19 protein-coding genes are annotated in these 16,720 nt (G+C 66.6%); 10 read left to right on the top strand and 9 right to left on the bottom strand.

Annotation, left to right across the window (positions count from 1 at the left end):
- The 7 genes from dnaQ (at position 1) to J0J06_RS11765 (ending at position 3,985) form a co-directional block, all read left to right on the top strand.
- On the top strand, positions 1 to 696 hold the full coding sequence (dnaQ, locus tag J0J06_RS11795) for a DNA polymerase III subunit epsilon (RefSeq protein WP_294042141.1): 696 nt from the start codon (positions 1 to 3) through the stop codon (positions 694 to 696).
- 55 nt (positions 697 to 751) lie between these two features.
- Positions 752 to 1,333 carry a ribosome-associated translation inhibitor RaiA gene (gene raiA / locus J0J06_RS11790; RefSeq protein ID WP_294042139.1) on the top strand — a complete coding sequence of 194 codons (582 nt, stop codon included), beginning with the start codon at positions 752 to 754 and terminating at the stop codon, positions 1,331 to 1,333.
- A 15-nt stretch (positions 1,334 to 1,348) separates the two neighbouring features.
- Positions 1,349 to 1,816, top strand: a complete 468-nt coding sequence (locus J0J06_RS11785) for a PTS sugar transporter subunit IIA (protein ID WP_294042501.1) — start codon at positions 1,349 to 1,351, stop codon at positions 1,814 to 1,816.
- Positions 1,806 to 2,273 (top strand): PaaI family thioesterase, encoded by a 468-nt coding sequence (locus tag J0J06_RS11780; protein ID WP_294042137.1) that lies wholly within the window; start codon positions 1,806 to 1,808, stop codon positions 2,271 to 2,273. The genes J0J06_RS11785 and J0J06_RS11780 overlap by 11 nt, the downstream gene beginning before the upstream one ends.
- Positions 2,274 to 2,296: 23 nt before the next feature.
- Complete coding sequence (locus J0J06_RS11775) at positions 2,297 to 2,605, top strand: DUF1491 family protein (RefSeq protein ID WP_366931220.1); 309 nt, start codon at positions 2,297 to 2,299, stop codon at positions 2,603 to 2,605.
- Positions 2,606 to 2,766: 161 nt separating this feature from the next.
- Complete coding sequence (locus tag J0J06_RS11770) at positions 2,767 to 3,432, top strand: cell wall hydrolase (protein ID WP_294042135.1); 666 nt, start codon at positions 2,767 to 2,769, stop codon at positions 3,430 to 3,432.
- Positions 3,433 to 3,478: 46 nt separating this feature from the next.
- Positions 3,479 to 3,985 (top strand): MmcB family DNA repair protein, encoded by a 507-nt coding sequence (locus tag J0J06_RS11765; RefSeq protein ID WP_294042133.1) that lies wholly within the window; start codon positions 3,479 to 3,481, stop codon positions 3,983 to 3,985.
- On the opposite strand, the gene purH is transcribed toward J0J06_RS11765, so the two are convergent.
- From purH to J0J06_RS11745, 4 genes are read right to left on the bottom strand one after another with little or no spacing between them, the layout of a single operon-like run.
- Positions 3,975 to 5,555, bottom strand: coding sequence for a bifunctional phosphoribosylaminoimidazolecarboxamide formyltransferase/IMP cyclohydrolase (purH, locus tag J0J06_RS11760; RefSeq protein ID WP_294042131.1), 1,581 nt, complete (start codon positions 5,553 to 5,555; stop codon positions 3,975 to 3,977). The genes J0J06_RS11765 and purH overlap by 11 nt on opposite strands.
- Before the next feature lie 40 nt (positions 5,556 to 5,595).
- Entirely contained in the window at positions 5,596 to 7,323 is a 1,728-nt protein-coding gene (locus J0J06_RS11755) for a heparinase II/III family protein (RefSeq protein WP_294042129.1), read from the bottom strand.
- The gene (rpe, locus tag J0J06_RS11750) at positions 7,320 to 7,982 is read right to left on the bottom strand and encodes a ribulose-phosphate 3-epimerase (RefSeq protein WP_294042127.1); all 663 of its coding nucleotides are present in this window, start codon (positions 7,980 to 7,982) and stop codon (positions 7,320 to 7,322) included. Before rpe ends, J0J06_RS11755 begins: the two co-directional genes overlap by 4 nt.
- Before the next feature lie 9 nt (positions 7,983 to 7,991).
- Positions 7,992 to 9,242: a transcription antitermination factor NusB gene (locus J0J06_RS11745; RefSeq protein WP_294042125.1), complete on the bottom strand. Its 1,251-nt coding sequence runs from the start codon at positions 9,240 to 9,242 to the stop codon at positions 7,992 to 7,994.
- Positions 9,243 to 9,319: 77 nt separating this feature from the next.
- On the opposite strand from J0J06_RS11745, the gene J0J06_RS11740 reads away from it, so the two are divergent.
- Positions 9,320 to 9,478 (top strand): DUF1674 domain-containing protein, encoded by a 159-nt coding sequence (locus J0J06_RS11740; RefSeq protein ID WP_294042123.1) that lies wholly within the window; start codon positions 9,320 to 9,322, stop codon positions 9,476 to 9,478.
- Here the strand turns inward: J0J06_RS11740 and J0J06_RS11735 are convergent.
- Genes J0J06_RS11735 through J0J06_RS11720 form a run of 4 tightly spaced genes read right to left on the bottom strand, consistent with a single transcriptional unit; the run spans position 9,475 to position 12,788 of the window.
- Complete coding sequence (locus J0J06_RS11735; RefSeq protein WP_294042121.1) at positions 9,475 to 10,233, bottom strand: 3'-5' exonuclease; 759 nt, start codon at positions 10,231 to 10,233, stop codon at positions 9,475 to 9,477. The genes J0J06_RS11740 and J0J06_RS11735 overlap by 4 nt on opposite strands.
- A gap of 35 nt (positions 10,234 to 10,268) precedes the next feature.
- Positions 10,269 to 11,651: a phosphoglucomutase/phosphomannomutase PgmG gene (pgmG, locus tag J0J06_RS11730; protein WP_294042119.1), complete on the bottom strand. Its 1,383-nt coding sequence runs from the start codon at positions 11,649 to 11,651 to the stop codon at positions 10,269 to 10,271.
- Between the two features lie 55 nt (positions 11,652 to 11,706).
- A complete protein-coding gene (locus tag J0J06_RS11725; protein ID WP_366931219.1) occupies positions 11,707 to 12,000 on the bottom strand; it encodes a DnaJ domain-containing protein in 294 nt (97 codons plus the stop codon).
- A complete protein-coding gene (locus J0J06_RS11720; protein ID WP_294042117.1) occupies positions 11,997 to 12,788 on the bottom strand; it encodes a division plane positioning ATPase MipZ in 792 nt (263 codons plus the stop codon). The genes J0J06_RS11725 and J0J06_RS11720 overlap by 4 nt, the downstream gene beginning before the upstream one ends.
- Positions 12,789 to 12,860: 72 nt before the next feature.
- On the opposite strand from J0J06_RS11720, the gene panC reads away from it, so the two are divergent.
- Positions 12,861 to 13,691: a pantoate--beta-alanine ligase gene (gene panC / locus J0J06_RS11715; protein WP_294042115.1), complete on the top strand. Its 831-nt coding sequence runs from the start codon at positions 12,861 to 12,863 to the stop codon at positions 13,689 to 13,691.
- 83 nt (positions 13,692 to 13,774) lie between these two features.
- On the top strand, positions 13,775 to 14,074 hold the full coding sequence (locus J0J06_RS11710) for a hypothetical protein (RefSeq protein WP_294042114.1): 300 nt from the start codon (positions 13,775 to 13,777) through the stop codon (positions 14,072 to 14,074).
- A gap of 92 nt (positions 14,075 to 14,166) precedes the next feature.
- Here J0J06_RS11710 and topA read toward each other — a convergent pair whose 3' ends face one another.
- The gene (gene topA / locus J0J06_RS11705) at positions 14,167 to 16,695 is read right to left on the bottom strand and encodes a type I DNA topoisomerase (protein ID WP_294042112.1); all 2,529 of its coding nucleotides are present in this window, start codon (positions 16,693 to 16,695) and stop codon (positions 14,167 to 14,169) included.
- Positions 16,696 to 16,720 lie beyond the last annotated feature (25 nt).

Below are 16,720 nucleotides of genomic sequence, written 5' to 3'. Positions count from 1 at the left end.
ATGCGCGAAATCGTTTTCGACACAGAGACCACTGGCCTGTCCTTTGCCGCGGGCGACCGCTTGGTCGAAATCGGCTGCGTCGAAATGATCAACCGAGTCGAAACCGGCCGCACCTTCCACGCCTATTTTCATCCCGAACGGCCAATGCCCGCCGAGGCGCAGCGCATTCACGGCCTGTCGGATGCCTTCCTTTCGGACAAACCGCGATTTCACGAAAAGGTCGAGGATTTGCTCGACTTTCTCGGCGACGCAATGCTGGTCGCGCACAACGCGACCTTCGACTTCGGATTCCTGAACGGCGAGCTCAAGAAGCTCGGTCGCGACATTATCTCGCTCGACCGCATGATCGATACCGTCGCAATGGCGCGCCAGCGGCATCCCGGCGCTAAACATTCGCTCGATGCGCTGTGCACGCGATACGGCATCGATCGCAGCCACCGCGTGCTTCACGGCGCGCTGCTCGACGCGCAATTGCTGTGTCAGGTCTATGTTGAGCTGACCGGCGGCCGCCAGATCGGGCTGACGCTGGTCAGCGAAGACGAAGAAGCCACGGTGCCGGTGTTCGAGGTCGATCCGCGCGCCGCGCAGCCGCGGCCGATGCGGATCTTCGCACCGAACCTGGACGAACTGGCGCGGCACGCCGCGTTTATCGGGAAATTGAAGAATCCGCTTTGGGGGGCCGACGCGTCCGGTTGACGCGTGACGTGGGCCGAGCGTAGCAGCGCCGGCCCAGCCAAGATGGAGAAAGAAGATGGATATCCGTGTCTCTGGACATCAGGTCGAAACCGGCGACGCTTTGCAGGGGCTGGTGCAGGATCGTCTCCAGGGGATTGCGGATAAGTATTTTTCCCGCGCGATTTCTGCGCAAGTCACGTTCGGCAAGGGCGCGCATGATGCCGGTTTCACTTGCGACATTGTTGCCCACGTGATGCGCGGGGTCGTCCTGAAGGCGCGTAACGACGGCTATGAAGCGCAGGGCGCGTTCGTCGGCGCGGCCGACAAGATCGAAAAGCAGCTACGCCGCTACATGCGTCGCCTCAATGACCGCAAGGGCGTCGACGGCGGCGATGGCGGCGAAGCGGCTGGCTATGACGATGCCGGCTATACCCTATTCCAGGAATCCACGGACGATGAACCCGGCGACGCTCCGCTGATCATCGCCGAGACTCGCGTCGATGTCCCCGATGCAAGCGTCAGCGATGCCGTGATGATGCTCGACCTGCGCAACACTCAGGCGCTGATGTTCCGCAATTCGGGAACCGGCGCTTACAATATGGTCTATCGCCGCGGCGACGGCACGATTGGCTGGGTCGAGCCCCAGCGCGCAAGCTGAACGGGCGGGACGATGATGAACGATCTGTCGGACCTGATCCGGCCGGAGGCTGTCGTCCGGGGGTTGGCCGTTGCGAGCAAAAAGGCATTGTTCCAGCAGCTTGGCTTATTAGCGGCGACCGCCTACGGACTTGACGCCAAGACGGCATCGGACGCGTTGACCGAACGCGAGAAGCTCGGCTCGACCGGCTTCGGCGGCGGCGTTGCGATCCCGCATGCGCGCGTTGCCGGGCTGGTCACGATTCGCTGTGTCGTGGCAACTTTGGCCAAGCCGATCGACGTCGGCGCGGTCGATGAGCTGCCGGTCGACCTGGTCGTCGCCCTGTTTTCGCCGCCTGGTGCTGGCGCAGACCATCTCAAGGCGTTGGCGCGCGTGTCGCGCGCGCTGCGCGACGGCCAGTTCGTCGCCAAGCTGCGCGGCGCCGGATCCAAGGACGCGATGTATGTGCTGCTCGCGCGCGACGAGGCGCGGGATGCCGCCTGAAGCGGGTGCTTCAGAATCAGGAGCGGGCGCCCATTTCCGGGCGCTCGAATCGCTTTATGATGCCGCACCGATCAACCGGCTGTTTCAATCGCGCCTAACCATTCCGGAGGCGGGAGTCGCGCGGATCAGCTTCAAGATCGAGCAGGACCACTATCACGCGGGCGGCGCGGCGCATGGGACGAGCTATTTCAAGATGCTCGACGACGCCGCTTTCTATGCCTGCAACAGCCTGGTAACCGATCGCTTCCTACTGACCACGGCGTTCAACCTGTTGTTCCAGCGCCCGCTGAAAGCGGGTCCCGTGGTCGCCGAGGGCCGATGGGTCAGCGGGCAACGACGCGTGTTCGTTGGCGAGGCGCGATTGATCGATGCCGATGGCGAGGAAGCCGCGCGCGGCACCGGCACGTTCATGCGATCGTCGATCCCGCTCGCCGGCCTGCCGGGATATTTCGGCTGAGCGCTCGGATCGCCAGCGGTGCTTTGGTCAATGCACTGGTTCGGCGCGCCAGTGTCGAAGGCGGGGTCGTGACGGTACTGGCGAAAGGCGATCCGACCGCTGGGGCGATCCTTATCGTCGCGCAGGAACGTGGTGAACATCCGCGCCTTCTGGAGCGCGGAATCGGTCCCGACGGACGCGTCGCGCTGATCTCCACCGGGCCTTCCGGCGAATTGCAGGAAGTCACCGACTACTGGATACGGCGTCGCAGGAGCGATCCCGATCTATGGGTAGTGGAGGTGGATGTCGCAGCGGCAGAACGATTCGTCGCTGAAACGATCTTAACGGATTGACTTGCTGCACCGCACAACCCACAGGCAACGCCACTATAGTTCGCGTTGTGTCGTGACGGGGTGCGATCCCTTACGGTTACGCAGTCGGGGGGTTGTCCGGATCGGTCGTCGTTAAAGACATTAGACCGAGTCCGCGCGCCAACCGCACTTAAGCAAGTTGAATGTCGTTCTTCTCTCGCGCCACGGTTCCCGTGGCGATTGGCGTCACTCTATTCGCGCTGCTCGGGATGAGCAGCCCCAGCAAGGCCTGGGATCTGACCCGCATGCCCGTCGCGGCAGCCGTGACCGTCATCCCGGCCATTGAAAACCTCCCGGACACCGTTCCGGTTCCGACCGCAACGCTCAAACCCGCTACCGATCCCGCACCGGACGAAGTGTCGGTCGCAACGTCGCCGGCGTCCGCTCCCGGCCTTGCCTTCGCCAGCCTGGCCGCCGCCGTGGCGGCGCAGGACATGGGCGGCGCGATGAGCGACGAGCTGGAATGCCTGGCGGATGCGGTGTATTTCGAATCGAAAGGTGAGCCGCTCTCGGGCCAACTCGCGGTCGCCGAAGTGATCATCAACCGCACGACGTCGGGGCGTTTCCCCAAGACGATCTGTTCGGTGGTCAGGCAGCCCGGCCAGTTCTCGTTCGTTCGCGGCGGCCGCATCCCCGACGCGCCGGCCGGCCAGCAATATCGCACCGCAACCGCGATCGCGAAGGTGGCGATGGCGGACATCTGGGACAGCCCCGCGTCCAACGCGCTTTATTTCCACGCTCGCCGCGTTTCGCCGAGCTGGAACCGCGCGCGTGTCGCGACGATCGGCAACCACATTTTCTTCCGGTGATGGCGCGGGACTTCCCTGCGTTCGCGTAATGTTCTAGAGCGGGGAGATGCTCGACGCGTCTCCCCGTTGTTCTCCAACCCATGATGAGGCGCTGTGCGCGCATGATGTCGCGCGCGGCGTTATTCGCATGCTCGCGCGCCACGATCTGGCGGCGATGACCGAAGTTCCACTCGATGGCGGGCGGCGCGCGGACATCATGGCAATCGACGCGCGCGGCCAGATCGTCATTGTCGAAATCAAGGTGTCGCGCGCCGACCTGCTCGGTGACGGCAAGTGGTTCGACTATCTCGATCATTGCGACCGCTTCTTCTGGGCGGTGCCAGCGGGGTTCGATCACGGTCCGCTACATGGCGAGGCGTTCCTGCCGGAACGGTCAGGCGTGATCATTGCGGATCGCTATGACGCCGCGATCCTGCGCGAGGCAGCGACGCATCCGCTCAACAGTGTGGGGCGGAAGAAAGGCACACTAGCGTTTGCGCGGCGTGCGGCGCGGCGCGCGAGCGGGCTGGCCGACCCGGAACTGGGTTTCTGCTTCAGGCGAATTAGTGCCTGAAATGGCGCATTCCCGTAAAGATCATCGCGAGGCCCGCTTGGTCCGCTGCTGCAATTACCTCGTCGTCGCGGATCGATCCGCCTGGCTGAATGATCGCCGTCGCCCCGGCTTCAACGGCCGCTAACAAGCCATCGGCAAAGGGAAAGAACGCGTCCGATGCTACTGCCGAGCCGATCGTGCGCGGCTCGGCCCAACCCGCCTTGTCGGCGGCGTCCTTCGCCTTCCAAGCGGCGATCCGGGCGCTTTCGAGCCGATTCATCTGTCCCGCACCGACGCCGGCGGTGGCGCCGTCCTTGGCGTAGACGATGGCGTTCGACTTGACGTGCTTGGCGACGGTCCAGGCAAAGCGGCAATCCGCGAGTTCCTGTGGACTCGGCTGGCGCTTGGTGACGACGCGCAGGGCATCGTCGTCGATCGATCCATTGTCGCGGCTCTGGACCAGCCAGCCGCCGGTGATCGATTTGGCGGTCAGCCCGGGACGGCGCGCGTCGGGTAGTTCGCCGGTCAGTAGCAGGCGCAGGTTCTTCTTCGCCGCGAACAGTTCGACCGCTTCCGCATCGGCGTCGGGCGCGACGACGACCTCGGTGAAGATCCCGGTGATCGCCTGCGCCGTGGCGGCGTCGAGCGGGCGATTGACGGCGATAATCCCGCCGAACGCCGACACGGTGTCGCACGCGAACGCCGCCTCATAGGCTTCGGCCAGCGTCGCGGCGATGGCGACGCCACAGGGATTGGCGTGCTTGACGATGACGCAGGTCGGATCGGCGTCGCGGAATTCGGCGATCAACTCGAGCGCGGCGTCGGCATCATTGAGATTGTTGTAGCTGAGCGCCTTGCCCTGGACCTGGCGCGCCTGGCCGATGCCGCGCGCCGCAGGACCGGTCGTGGCGTAGAAAGCGGCGGCCTGGTGCGGGTTTTCGCCGTAGCGCAGTTCCTCGCCCGACCGCTCGAGCACCAAAGGCAGCGTCTGCGGGAAACGCTCGCCCTGATCGGCGAACGCGAACCAGCTCGCGATCATCGAATCATAAGTCGCGGTCGCGGCGAGCGCCTTGGCGGCGAGCTTGCGGCGCTCCTCAAGCGTCGTTTCGCCGCGCGCGATCGTAGCATAGTCGGCCGGATCGGTGACGATTGCGACGAAGGCATGGTTCTTGGCGGCCGAACGCACCATCGACGGGCCGCCGATATCGATATTCTCGATGATCTCGTCGCGGCCCGCCCCCTTCGCGACCGTCTGCGCGAACGGATAGAGGTTCACCACCACCAGATCGATCGCGCCTATGCCGTGTTCGTCCATCGCCGCTGCGTGCGCGGCGTCGTCCCGCACCGCGAGCAGGCCGCCATGCACCATGGGGTGGAGCGTCTTGACTCGCCCGTCCATCATCTCTGGGAAGCCGGTCAGGTCGGACACGTCGCGCACCGTCAGCCCGGCATCGCGCAGCGCCGTCGCGGTGCCGCCGGTCGACACCAATTCGACCCCCTGCGCCGCCAGCGCCTTCGCCAAATCGACGATCCCGATCTTGTCGGACACGGACAGCAACGCGCGTCTGATCGGGACGATGTCGGTCGGCATGTTCGGCTCCTGAGGGGGGTGGTGGCGCCCCAATGGCGGTTCAGGTTGCGCGCTTCAAGGCCCATGCGATGCTTTCGCCACCCGCTGTCGCTTCGCCGAGGACGACGAGTTGCTGTGTCGAGACCGGCCGTCCGTCGGGGTCGATCCACAGGCTTTCCTCGATCGTCAGGCCGCCGCCGCGGCAACGGAATTGCCACAGCTTTCCCGAGGGCAAGCGAAGAAGTGCCGCCATGCCGTCAGCGGTCGGCGCGGCCTCGACGCCGGGGCCGAGGTGGAAGCGGATGGCGAACGTGTTCGCGGCGTTCTTGCGTCGCCGTCCGGCGGGCAGCAGCATGTCGTCGCCGCGCAATTCACGACCGTCGGCGGCAAGCAGCAACTGACGGCGATGGAGGAAGCCGAAGCGTCGGACATAGCCATCGTGACTCGCCTCGATTCGGCTGCCCCCGGCCGATTCCTGTCGTGCTTGCTCCACTTCGGCGACGCCGCGCCCGAAGGTGCCGTCGGCGTGGATTGCGGTCGAATTGCTGTCGCCGACCACCAGGGTCGAATGCGCGGCGGTGGTGCGTAGGCCATCGGCAAGCGCGTGAGGAATCTGTGCGATCGCCGCGCGCGCCCCGCCGCAATTAACCACCAGTCGCTCGGGGCCGTCCGACATCTCGAACGCCAGCGTTGAGGCGCAGCCGCCAGCGGCCAGCCGCGCAATCGGTGGCGGGGCGGCGTCCATGATTACCACTGCCTCCCCCTGAGCAAGCCGCTGATACCCCCAGTCGCGCGCCTGGCGCAGCGGGCGCGCACGCACGCCGGTCGCGGCAACGACCTCGTCGATCCGTTCGGACCGCACCGGTCCTCCGCCCTGCCAGCTCGACAGGCCATGGTCGGCGTGACACACGCCCTGCAGGGCCGGAACCATCCGCCCCAGCGCGGCGGACAAAGCTGCTGGGGGTGCGAGCCGCCGCGTGTCGTAAACCGCGCGCAGCATCGTCAGCAGCATGATGATGTCGAGTTGGACATAGGGCGCGCGTGCGACGACGCCGCCATCCTCATACACTGCCTGCTCGATCGCGCGGGTCAGGCCGTCCTCGCCGATCTGGCGCCGCGTGTCGCCGCCGGGGATCAGCAGCCCCGCCGCGATCACGCCACACCACGCCGCAACCCTTGGCAACCCGGCGGGCGCCTTGTCCGCCACGCGATCGAGGTGCCGCGCGCCCCGGGCGAGCGTGTTGAGCACGAGGCTGCGATAAATCAGGTCGGAAGACGACAGGATGAGCGGCGCGTGCGCGGTCCAGTGCAGGATGCGCCTGCCCCACATCTCCGCATTCCAGGCCGGCTCACCGATCTTTTCGGCATGGATCGCCAGCCACGCGCGCATCAGCGCTTCGGCGACGGGTACCCCGATCGCGCGCGGCGCGACGGTGGCGAGATCGCGCAGCCACGCGAAGCCGTGGACATAATCGCCGAATGCGGGCGACCAGTTCGGCTTGGCAAAGTCGAGATCGTCGAACGCGACGCTCTCCCCACGGAACATCACGCGGCCTTCGAGCAAGGCGTTGCCGCGCCGGGGATCGCCGATGAACGGATCCTCGGGCACCGCGACAAGCTTGAGCGGATGACGCCCCCGCAGGCGGAAAGCGTGGAGCGGCGTGCGCCAGGCCAGGCGGCGAAAGCGTTCGGACACGCGCTCCGCCAGCGAAAGGCCCCCGCTGCCGCCTTGGCGGATTAGCCGCTTGCCTTCCTCGATGCCGTCCTGGGGCGTGTCCTCGTCGCTCACCCGCCCCTCAACGCAGCGATGTTGGCGGCATAGGCGTCCGGGCCGCCCTTGAACGTCGCGGTGCCGGCGACCAGCGCGTCCGCACCGGCGGCGATTGCGCGGGGCGCGGTGACGCGGTCGATCCCACCATCGACTTCGAGATCGACGGTCAGACCTTGCTTGTCGATCATCGACCGCACCGCCTCGATCTTGCGCAGCGACGATTCGATGAAGCTTTGTCCGCCGAAGCCCGGATTGACGCTCATTATGAGGACGAGATCGACTTCCTCGAGCAAGTAATCGAGCGACTTGGCTGGGGTCTGGGGGGTCAGCACGACCCCGGCGCGCTTGCCCAGGCTGCGGATGTGGCGAAGGCTGCGGTGCGTGTGCGGCCCGGCCTCGACATGGATGCTGATCGTGTCGGCGCCCGCTTCGGCAAACTGGTCGAGATACGGATCGACCGGCGCGATCATCAGATGGACGTCGAGCGGCTTGGCGGTGTGCGGTCGGATCGCCTTTACCACTTGCGGTCCGATCGTGATGTTGGGGACGAAATGGCCGTCCATCACATCGACATGGATCCAGTCTGCCCCCGCCCGGTCGATCGCGCGGACTTCCTCGCCCAGTTTGGCGAAATCGGCGCTGAGGATCGACGGGGCGATGCGGACGGGCTGCTGCATCAGGCGGCTCTATCCGGCGCGCACGAATCGGGCAATGAAGAAGCCGTCGCAGCCGCCCGCTTCTTCGAGTGCGCCGGGCAGGATCCGGACCCACCCCTCCGGCACGGGCGCGATGCCGGCGGGGAGTTCATTCTGGACCACTGGATCGATCGCGAAATCGCGGTTGGCCGACAGGAAGGACGCGACTTGCTCCTCGCCCTCCGCGCGTTCGAGCGAGCAGGTCGCATATACCAGCCGCCCACCCTTCTTCAGCCAGCCGGCGGCGTGCGCGAGCAAGTGGCGCTGGAGGTCGCTCATCTGATCGATCAGCGCGGGATGGACGCGGTGGATCACGTCGGGATGACGGCGGAAGATGCCGGTCGCGCTGCAGGGCGCGTCGATCAGGATGGCGTCGACCGGTGCGGGGGAACTCCAGCGCGTCGCGTCTCCCGCGACGATGTCGGCGGACAGACCGGTGCGCTCGAGATTGGCGCGAAGTCGCGCGAGACGACTTTCGGCGATGTCGATCGCGGTGACGCGCCAGCCGGCGGCGGCAAGCTGCATCGACTTGCCGCCCGGCGCGGCGCAGGCGTCGATGGCGGCTCCGGGACCCTTGCCGAGCAAGCGCGCGGGGAGCGAGGCGGCGATGTCCTGCACCCACCACGCACCCGCATCGTAACCGGGCAGATCGGGGATCGCGGTGCCGCGCGGCAGCCGGCGGTGGCCGGGCAGAAGCGTGAGGCCGTCGGGACCCTCCTCTCCCTTCAGGGTGAGGTCGAGCGGCGGCGGCGTCGCCATCGCGCGGGCCGCGGCGGCGACCATGTCCTCGCCCCATTGCTCTGCCCAGCGATCGGCGGTGGCGGCGGGAAGCGCCGGTGGATTGGGCAAGGTCACACCGCGCCGGCTGAGCGTGCCGAACACGCCATGGACCAGCTTGCGCGGGCCGCCATCGACCAGAGGCAACACGGTGGCGATCGCGGCATGGCTGGGCGTGCCGAGCGCGAGCATCTGCGCAAGGGCGATGCGTAACGCAAATCGCGCCTTGGCGTCGTCGGGCAAGGGGCGCTGTGTCGCCGAATCGATCAGCGCGTCGAGATCGGGCAAATGCCGTAGCACCTCGGCAGCGATCGCGCGGGCGAGGGCGCGGTCGTTGTCGGCGCGCAAAGACGCAAGCGTGCGGCCTGCCGCTTGCTCGATCGTTTCGCCCCGCCGCATCACCGCGTCGAGCAGGCGCAGCGCCGCCTGACGCGCGGGAACGCCGGGGGGAAGCGGCTGGTTCATGCTTGAAGACCGATCATCACCGGCCCATGTGGCCGGTTACGGCGCGCATCGCAACGCCGCACCGTCACGAGGACGTTATGCCCCGCCCGCCCAACGCCAAGCCGCCCGCCTATCTAAACCCCAGCCCGCCCGTGCCCGAACCTGAAAAGGTCGAGACACCGAAGGACGACCCGCTTGGCGACGATCCGACGCGCTATGGCGACTGGACCCTGAAGGGCATCGCGGTCGATTTCTAGAGCAACATGCCCTGCAGGTTCGGCCGACCGACCGCGCCGCCGCCGCGCCGCCGCGCGACTTCGGTATCCGCGGTGAAGCGCACGTCGGGGTCGCGGTCGGTCAGGAAGCTGGTGAGGCTCTCCTCCGAAATCTCCTTCCAGTCCTTGCCCCGGTCCGGCCCCCAGCGCACGCGCGGCAGCAGTCCGGGCAGGTTCGACCATTCGAGCAATTGCGCGACCGACGCTTCGTTGAGCATGTCGCGCAAGTGGAACGCCGTGACATAGGCGTCAGGAAAGGCGCGGTGCGCGGGCAGCCCGCGTTCGTGATCCATCCCCTCCGGCTTGCGCCAGTAGCGCAATACTTGATTGGAGAAGCTCGGGCTGTCCGGCCATAGCCGCATCGCGCACTTCCAGGTGCAGATCCAGTCCGCGCCGTGCGTCATGTTGGGGGTGCAGAACTTCATCTCGAAATCGGCGCGATGCGCGGCGAGCGCGAGGCGGCGCGGATAGGGATCGAGCACCGGGCGTCCGACATCGATCCAGAGCGGCGCGTCGGCGACCTGTTCGTCGAGGATGTGGTGGATCGCTTGCGTGATCGGCGGGATCGGGCGGCCCGGGTTGACCAGCCGGCTGCCGCCCTCGCCATATAATTCCCACCGCCCATCCGGCCCGAGCGCGACGTCCTGCCAGCCGACCTCGCACACCCCATGCACGCCGGGTGTCTCGCCGGTGGTTTCGAGGTCGATGACGCGGATGATCGAAGGGGAGGAGGCCATAGTTCCAAATGGGCCTTCCACGCGCTAAATGCCAGTTAGTGCGCCGCTTGCGGCCCGCGCACCAGTCCGCTTGCCGCAAGTTGCGCGTCGATCTGCGCCAGCAAGCGGTCGAGCCCGGCCTGGTCCTTCGCCTCGGCGCGCGCGACGAGCACGTCCTGCGTGTTCGACGCGCGGAGCAGCCACCAGCCGTCCGCCGTGTTCACGCGCGCGCCGTCGGTGCGGTCGACCTCGGCGCCTTCGTCGTTCAACCGTGCGAGCACTTCCTCGATCACCGCGAACTTGCGGCGTTCGTCGACCTGGAAGCGCATTTCGGGCGTGTTGACCATCACCGGCATCGCCGATTTGATCTTGGTCATCGACTTGCCGATCATGTGCACCGCGCGGATCAGCCGGACCGCGGCGTATTGCGCATCGTCGAAGCCGTAGAAATCGTGCGCGAAGAAGATGTGGCCCGACATTTCGCCCGCGAGCGGCGACCCGGTTTCCTTCATCTTGGTCTTGATCAGCGAATGCCCGGTCTTCCACATCAGCGGCTCGCCGCCGAGTTCGGCGATGCGGTCGTAGAGCGCCTGGCTGGCCTTCACGTCGGCGATGATCGTCGCGCCGGGCAGTTCCTTCAGCACAGGTTCGGCCAGAATGGAGAGAATCTGGTCGCCCCAGATCACGCGGCCCTCGCCGTCAATCGCGCCGATCCGGTCGCCGTCGCCGTCGAAAGCCATGCCGAAATCGAGGCTTTTCTCCGCGACGAGCGTTTTCAGATGCGCGAGGTTCTTTTCCTCGGTCGGATCGGGATGATGGTTGGGAAAATTGCCGTCCACCTCGGTAAACAGCAGGTGATGCTCACCCGGCAGGAGCTTGGTGAGCTTCTCGATCACCGGGCCGGCGGCGCCGTTGCCCGCATCCCAGCCGATCCGATACGCGCCGCCGGCATAGCCCGCCATCAAGCGCCCGACATAATCGTCGACGATGTCGACGTCCGTCACGGTGCCCTCGCCTTCCTCCCAGTCGCCGTCCGCCGCCAACTGGCCCAGCTTCTGGATATCCTCGCCAAAGAACGGGCGATGCTGCAGCACCATCTTGAAGCCGTTATACTCTGCGGGGTTATGGCTGCCGGTTATCTGGATGCCGCCATCCACCTCCAGCTCCGCCTCGGCATAATATAGCTGCGGAGTCGGGCCCATGCCGGTCCGCACGACATCGACGCCTGAAGTGACCAGGCCGGCGACCAGCGCCTCCTCCATCGCCGGCGACGAAGTGCGCCCATCGCGTCCGACCGCGACTCGCGTCCCGCCGGCGCGACGCAGCACGGTGCCGAACGTACGGCCGATCGCACGGGCATCGTCGGTCGACAGCGTTTTGCCGACGATCCCGCGAATATCGTATTCGCGCAGGGAGGAGGGATCGAAGCGATGAGTCATGAGGCTTCCTGTCGTGAAAGGGTTTCCGCCCCAATCGGTCTGGGACGCGAAAAGTTCAATCCTGGCCTTTGAGCAACGTATCCCGCGCGGCGTTGACGCGCTGCGCGAGTTCGGCCGAACCGCCGTGATCTGGATGAACGGCAAGGAGCAGGCGGCGATGCGCGGCACGGATGTCGGCCTCGCTCGCGCCCACGCCGAGCCCGAGAATGCCGAGCGCGTCGGCGCGGTCGGGCGGCGGCGGCGGCGGAACGTCGCGCCGCTTACCCGTCGTGTGCACCCGTTTCGGTCCCTGCCACAACCACCAGCCGCACCACGCGACCGCCAGCGCGAGGAGCAGCTTCCAGATCACGCGAAGAGCGGAAGCGCCGGTTCGGGGAGCGCCAGCGCCGCCATCATCTCGCGCAGCTCCTGCCGCGCGGCGACGTGGCTCAAGCCCATCTCGCCGAACTCGCGGCTGTCGATCATCGTCAGCCCCTTGGGGAACAGCTCGCGATAGATCACGCGCTCGCCGAGGCCCGGGATAATGCGAAAGCCGACACGCTTCGCGAGTTGGTCGAGCGCCTCCGACACGCGGCGCATGTTGCGCGCCTCGATATGCTGGAGGCGGTTGCGCAGCACGACCCAGTCGATCGTCGCGCCATCCGACTTCGCTCGCGCCTTGCGCGCGTCCCAGATCAGTTCGGAATAGAAGCTCGGCCGCGTCACCTTGAAACTGTCGGGATCGACCTGGCCGATCAGGTCGAAGTCGACGAAGCTGTCGTTCATCGGCGTGACGAGCGTATCGGCGCGCGCCGCCGCCATCCGGCCGAAGCGATCGTCGCGGCCGGGCGTGTCGATCACCAGAAAATCGGCGTCCTGATCGAGTTGCTCGAGCAATTCGGTGAAGCGCGCGAGGCTCTCGCCGTCGTGCGCCGCGAACTTCGGGGTGGGCAGTTCGCGGCCGGTACGCTTCTCGGTCGCCTGGCGGTTCTCGAAATAGCGCGCCATCGTCTGCTGGCGATGGTCGAGGTCGAGCGCGGCGACGCGCGCGCCACGCGATTGCAGCGCGATCGCGACATGGACCGCGGTGGTCGACTTGCCGGTGCCGCCCTTTTCGTTGGCGAAGACGATCGTGTGGGGTTTGCGGGCGTCCGCCATGCTGACCTTGGTTGCGTGAACTCTCGCCCACCCATTACAGGCGAAACGCCAACTGTCGAAGGGTCAAATGCCGTGCAGGTCGTCCATCATCTGTCCGATTTGAGACGCGCGGTTGCGGCGTTGCGCGGCGACGGCGCGGCGGTCGCGCTGGTCCCCACGATGGGCGCGCTCCACGCCGGGCACATGGCGCTGGTCGAAGCGGCGCGGGCGACGGGGGCGAAGGTGGTCGCGTCGATCTTCGTCAATCCCAAGCAGTTCGGCCCGAACGAGGACCTCGCGCGCTATCCGCGCCCGGCGGAGGCGGACACCAAATTGCTGACCGAGCATGGCTGCGACTTACTGTGGATGCCCGGGGTGGAGGAGATGTATCCGGCGGGGTTCGCGACCAACGTGTCGGTCTCGGGGGTCAGCGACGGGTTGGACGGCACGGCGCGGCCGGGGCATTTTGATGGCGTCGCGACGGTCGTGTCGAAACTGTTCAATCAGGTGCGCCCCGACGCCGCCTATTTTGGGGAAAAGGATTTCCAGCAGCTCGCGGTGATCCGGCGGATGGTCGCCGATCTCGACATGGGGCTGACGATCATCGGCGTGCCGACGGTACGCGAGGACGATGGCTTGGCGCTGTCGTCGCGCAACGCATACCTTTCGGCGGACGAACGAGCGCGGGCGGTGGCGCTGCCCCGCGCGCTGACCGAAGCCAAGCGCGCGATCGAGGCGGGGGAAGACGGCGCAATCGATGCCGCCATGGCGTCACTCGCCGCAGCCGGGTTCGTGACCGACTATGTCGAACTGGTCGATGCGGCGACATTGGGCGCGCCGATCGCCGGGCAGCCCCGCCGCTTGCTCGCCGCGGCGCGGATCGGCACCACGCGGCTGATCGATAATCTTCCGATAGCACCCTGAAAAACACGGTTAAATCGCGTTAACCATTTGTTGACCCCTTCCCGGCCAATCTGATTCGGCCAAGGGACAAAAGGGGTTGGCGTATGGGCAGCAGCCTGAAGAGTGCGCAGTTTCTGATCGAGAGCCGCCTGCGCGATGCCGCGCGCGGTGACTGGGATGCGTGTTACGACCTGGGGGTGGATTATTCGACTGGCGTCAACGGCGTCAGGATCGACCTCGTCGAAGCGCATAAATGGTTCAATATCGCCGCATCGCGCGGGGGGCATGAAAGCGCGCGCTACTGCCGCGCCGAGGTCGCCGACGAAATGACCGCACGAGAAATCGCCGAAGCGCAGACTCGCGCCCGGGCGTGGCTGAGCGATACGAGCCGCCGCGCGGCGTAGCCAGCTACTCCGTGCTCCTGCGAAGGCAGGAGCCCTGGATAGTTCGCGGTGCGCAACCCCAAGCTCCTGCCTTCGCAGGAGCGCTACGGGGGTTAGCTGTTCGCTTTCACCTTCTTCGGCGCGGCCTTCTTCTTCCCTGGCGCTTTTTTCGCCGCCTTGCGCTTGCCCTTCGCCGGGGCCGCCGCGGCGCGCGCGTCGATCAGTTGCGCGGCTTCCTCCAGCGTCAGCGCGTCCTTGTCGATCGACTTGGGGAGTGTCGCGTTGGTCGTGCCGTCGGTGACGTACGCGCCATAGCGGCCCTCCATCAGCTTGATCTCGGCCTCGGTGCGCGGGTGCGCGCCCAGCACCTTGAGCGGCGCCTGGCTGCCGCGCGCCGGCCGGCCCCCGTTCGCCGCCGCTTCGGCCAGCTTGACGACGGCAGCGTTCATGCCGGTCTCGAACACTTCCATCGTCGATTGCAGCCGCGCGTACTTGCCGTCGTGCGCCAGGTAGGGGCCATAACGCCCGATCGACGCGGTGATCGGCTTGCCGCTTTCGGGATGCAGGCCGACCTCGCGCGGCAGGCTCAGCAGCTTGAGCGCCCATTCGAGGTCGAGTTCGGGAATGTCCTTCGGGATCGACGCGCGCTTGGCGTCCTTGCCCTCGCCGAGCTGGATATACGGCCCGAACCGCCCCGATTTGCGCTCGACCTCCAGCCCCGTCGCGGGATCCTTGCCCAGACCTTCCGGCCCCGTGTCCTCGCCCTGCGCGCCGGCCTGTGCGAAGCGGCGGGTGTATTTGCACTCGGGATAGTTGGAGCAGGCGATGAACGCGCCGAACTTGCCGCCGCGCAACGCCAGCTGCCCCTGCCCGCAATTGGGGCACAGGCGCGGGTCGCCGCCATCGGCCTTTTCGGGGAATAGATATGGCGCGAGGAACTGATCGAGCTGCGCCGTGACCTCGGACGGCTTGAATTCCATCACCTCGGCGGTGCGTGGCTTGAAGTCGCGCCAGAACGCCTCGAGCACCGCCTGCCACTGCGCGCGGCCGCCCGAGATTTCGTCGAGCTCGTCCTCCAGGCCCGCGGTGTAATCGTAGCTGACGTAGCGTTCGAAGAAGCGTTCGAGGAACGCCGTTACCAGCCGTCCCGATTCCTCGGCGAAGAAGCGGTTCTTTTCGACGCGGACGTAGTCGCGGTCCTTGAGCACCTGGATCGTCGAGGCATAGGTCGACGGCCGCCCGATGCCGAGTTCCTCGAGCCGCTTGACCAGCGACGCTTCGGAGAAGCGCGGCGGCGGCTGGGTGAAATGCTGTTCGGCGGTGACGTCGCGCTTCGCCGGCACGTCGCCGTCGCGCAGCCGCGGCAGGCGGCGCGATTCCTCGTCCGCCTCGTCGTCCTGGCCCTCCTCGTACAGCGCGAGATAGCCGGGGAAGATCACGACCTGGCCCGTCGCGCGCAGCCCGTGGCGGCCGGTGCCGTCGGCGAGGTCGATCGTCGTGCGCTCCATGCGGGCCGACGCCATCTGGCTCGCCATCGCGCGCTTCCAGATCAGGTCGTAGAGCCGGGCATGGTCTCCCGAGCCCGCGCGATCCTTGGCGAAATCGGTCGGCCGGATCGCCTCGTGCGCTTCCTGCGCGTTCTTCGCCTTGGACTGATACATGCGCGGCTTGTCGGGGACGTAGCTCGCGTCATAGCGATTGGTGATGGCGTTGCGCGCGGCGGAAATCGCGCTGCCGTCCATCTGCACGCCGTCGGTCCGCATGTAAGTGATCGCGCCGTCTTCGTAGAGCCCCTGCGCGATCCGCATCGTGTGGCTGGCGGAGAAGCCGAGCTTGCGCGCCGCCTCCTGCTGCAGGGTCGAGGTGGTGAAGGGCGGCGGCGGGTTGCGCGTCGCGGGCTTGGTCTCGACCGACTGGACGGTGAAGCGGCCGTTCTCGACGTCCGCCTTCGCCTTCATGGCGTCACCCTCGGCGCCGATCGTCAGACGGTCGATCTTGTCGCCGTTCCACTTGACCAGCCGCGCGGTGAAGCTGGTGCCGTCCTGTTCGAGCGTCGCGGCGACCGACCAATATTCCTGCGCGACGAACGCTTCGATTTCGCGCTCGCGATCGACGATCAGGCGCAACGCGACCGACTGGACGCGGCCGGCTGATTTCGCGCCGGGCAGCTTGCGCCAGAGAACGGGCGAGAGCGTGAAGCCGACCAGGTAATCGAGCGCGCGGCGGGCGCGATAGGCGTCGATCAGATCCTCGTCCAGTTCGCGCGGATGCTGCATCGCTTCGGTCACGGTTGCCTTGGTGATGGCGTTGAACGTGACGCGCTGCACATCCTTGGGCAGCGCTCGGCGGCCGCGCAGCACTTCCTGGACGTGCCACGAAATCGCCTCGCCCTCACGATCGGGGTCGGTCGCGAGGATCAGGCGGTCGGCCTTCTTCGCCTCGTCGGTGATCGCCTTCAGCTGCTTGGCCTTGTCGGGATAATTCTCCCAATCCATCGCGAAGCCCTCATCGGGATTCACCGATCCGTCCTTGGGCGGCAAGTCGCGGACATGGCCGTAGCTCGCGAGGACGCGATAGTCCGAGCCGAGATACTTTTCGATGGTCTTCGCCTTGGCGGGCGATTCGACGATGACGAGCTGCATGGGTCTAAAAAAGCGTCCTTACGTG

It is taken from the genome of Sphingomonas sp., from assembly GCF_017304615.1.
Taxonomy (GTDB): Bacteria; Pseudomonadota; Alphaproteobacteria; order Sphingomonadales; family Sphingomonadaceae; genus Sphingomonas.
Note: the sequence above shows the minus strand (reverse complement) of the source record. Positions and strands in the feature narration are given on the sequence as shown.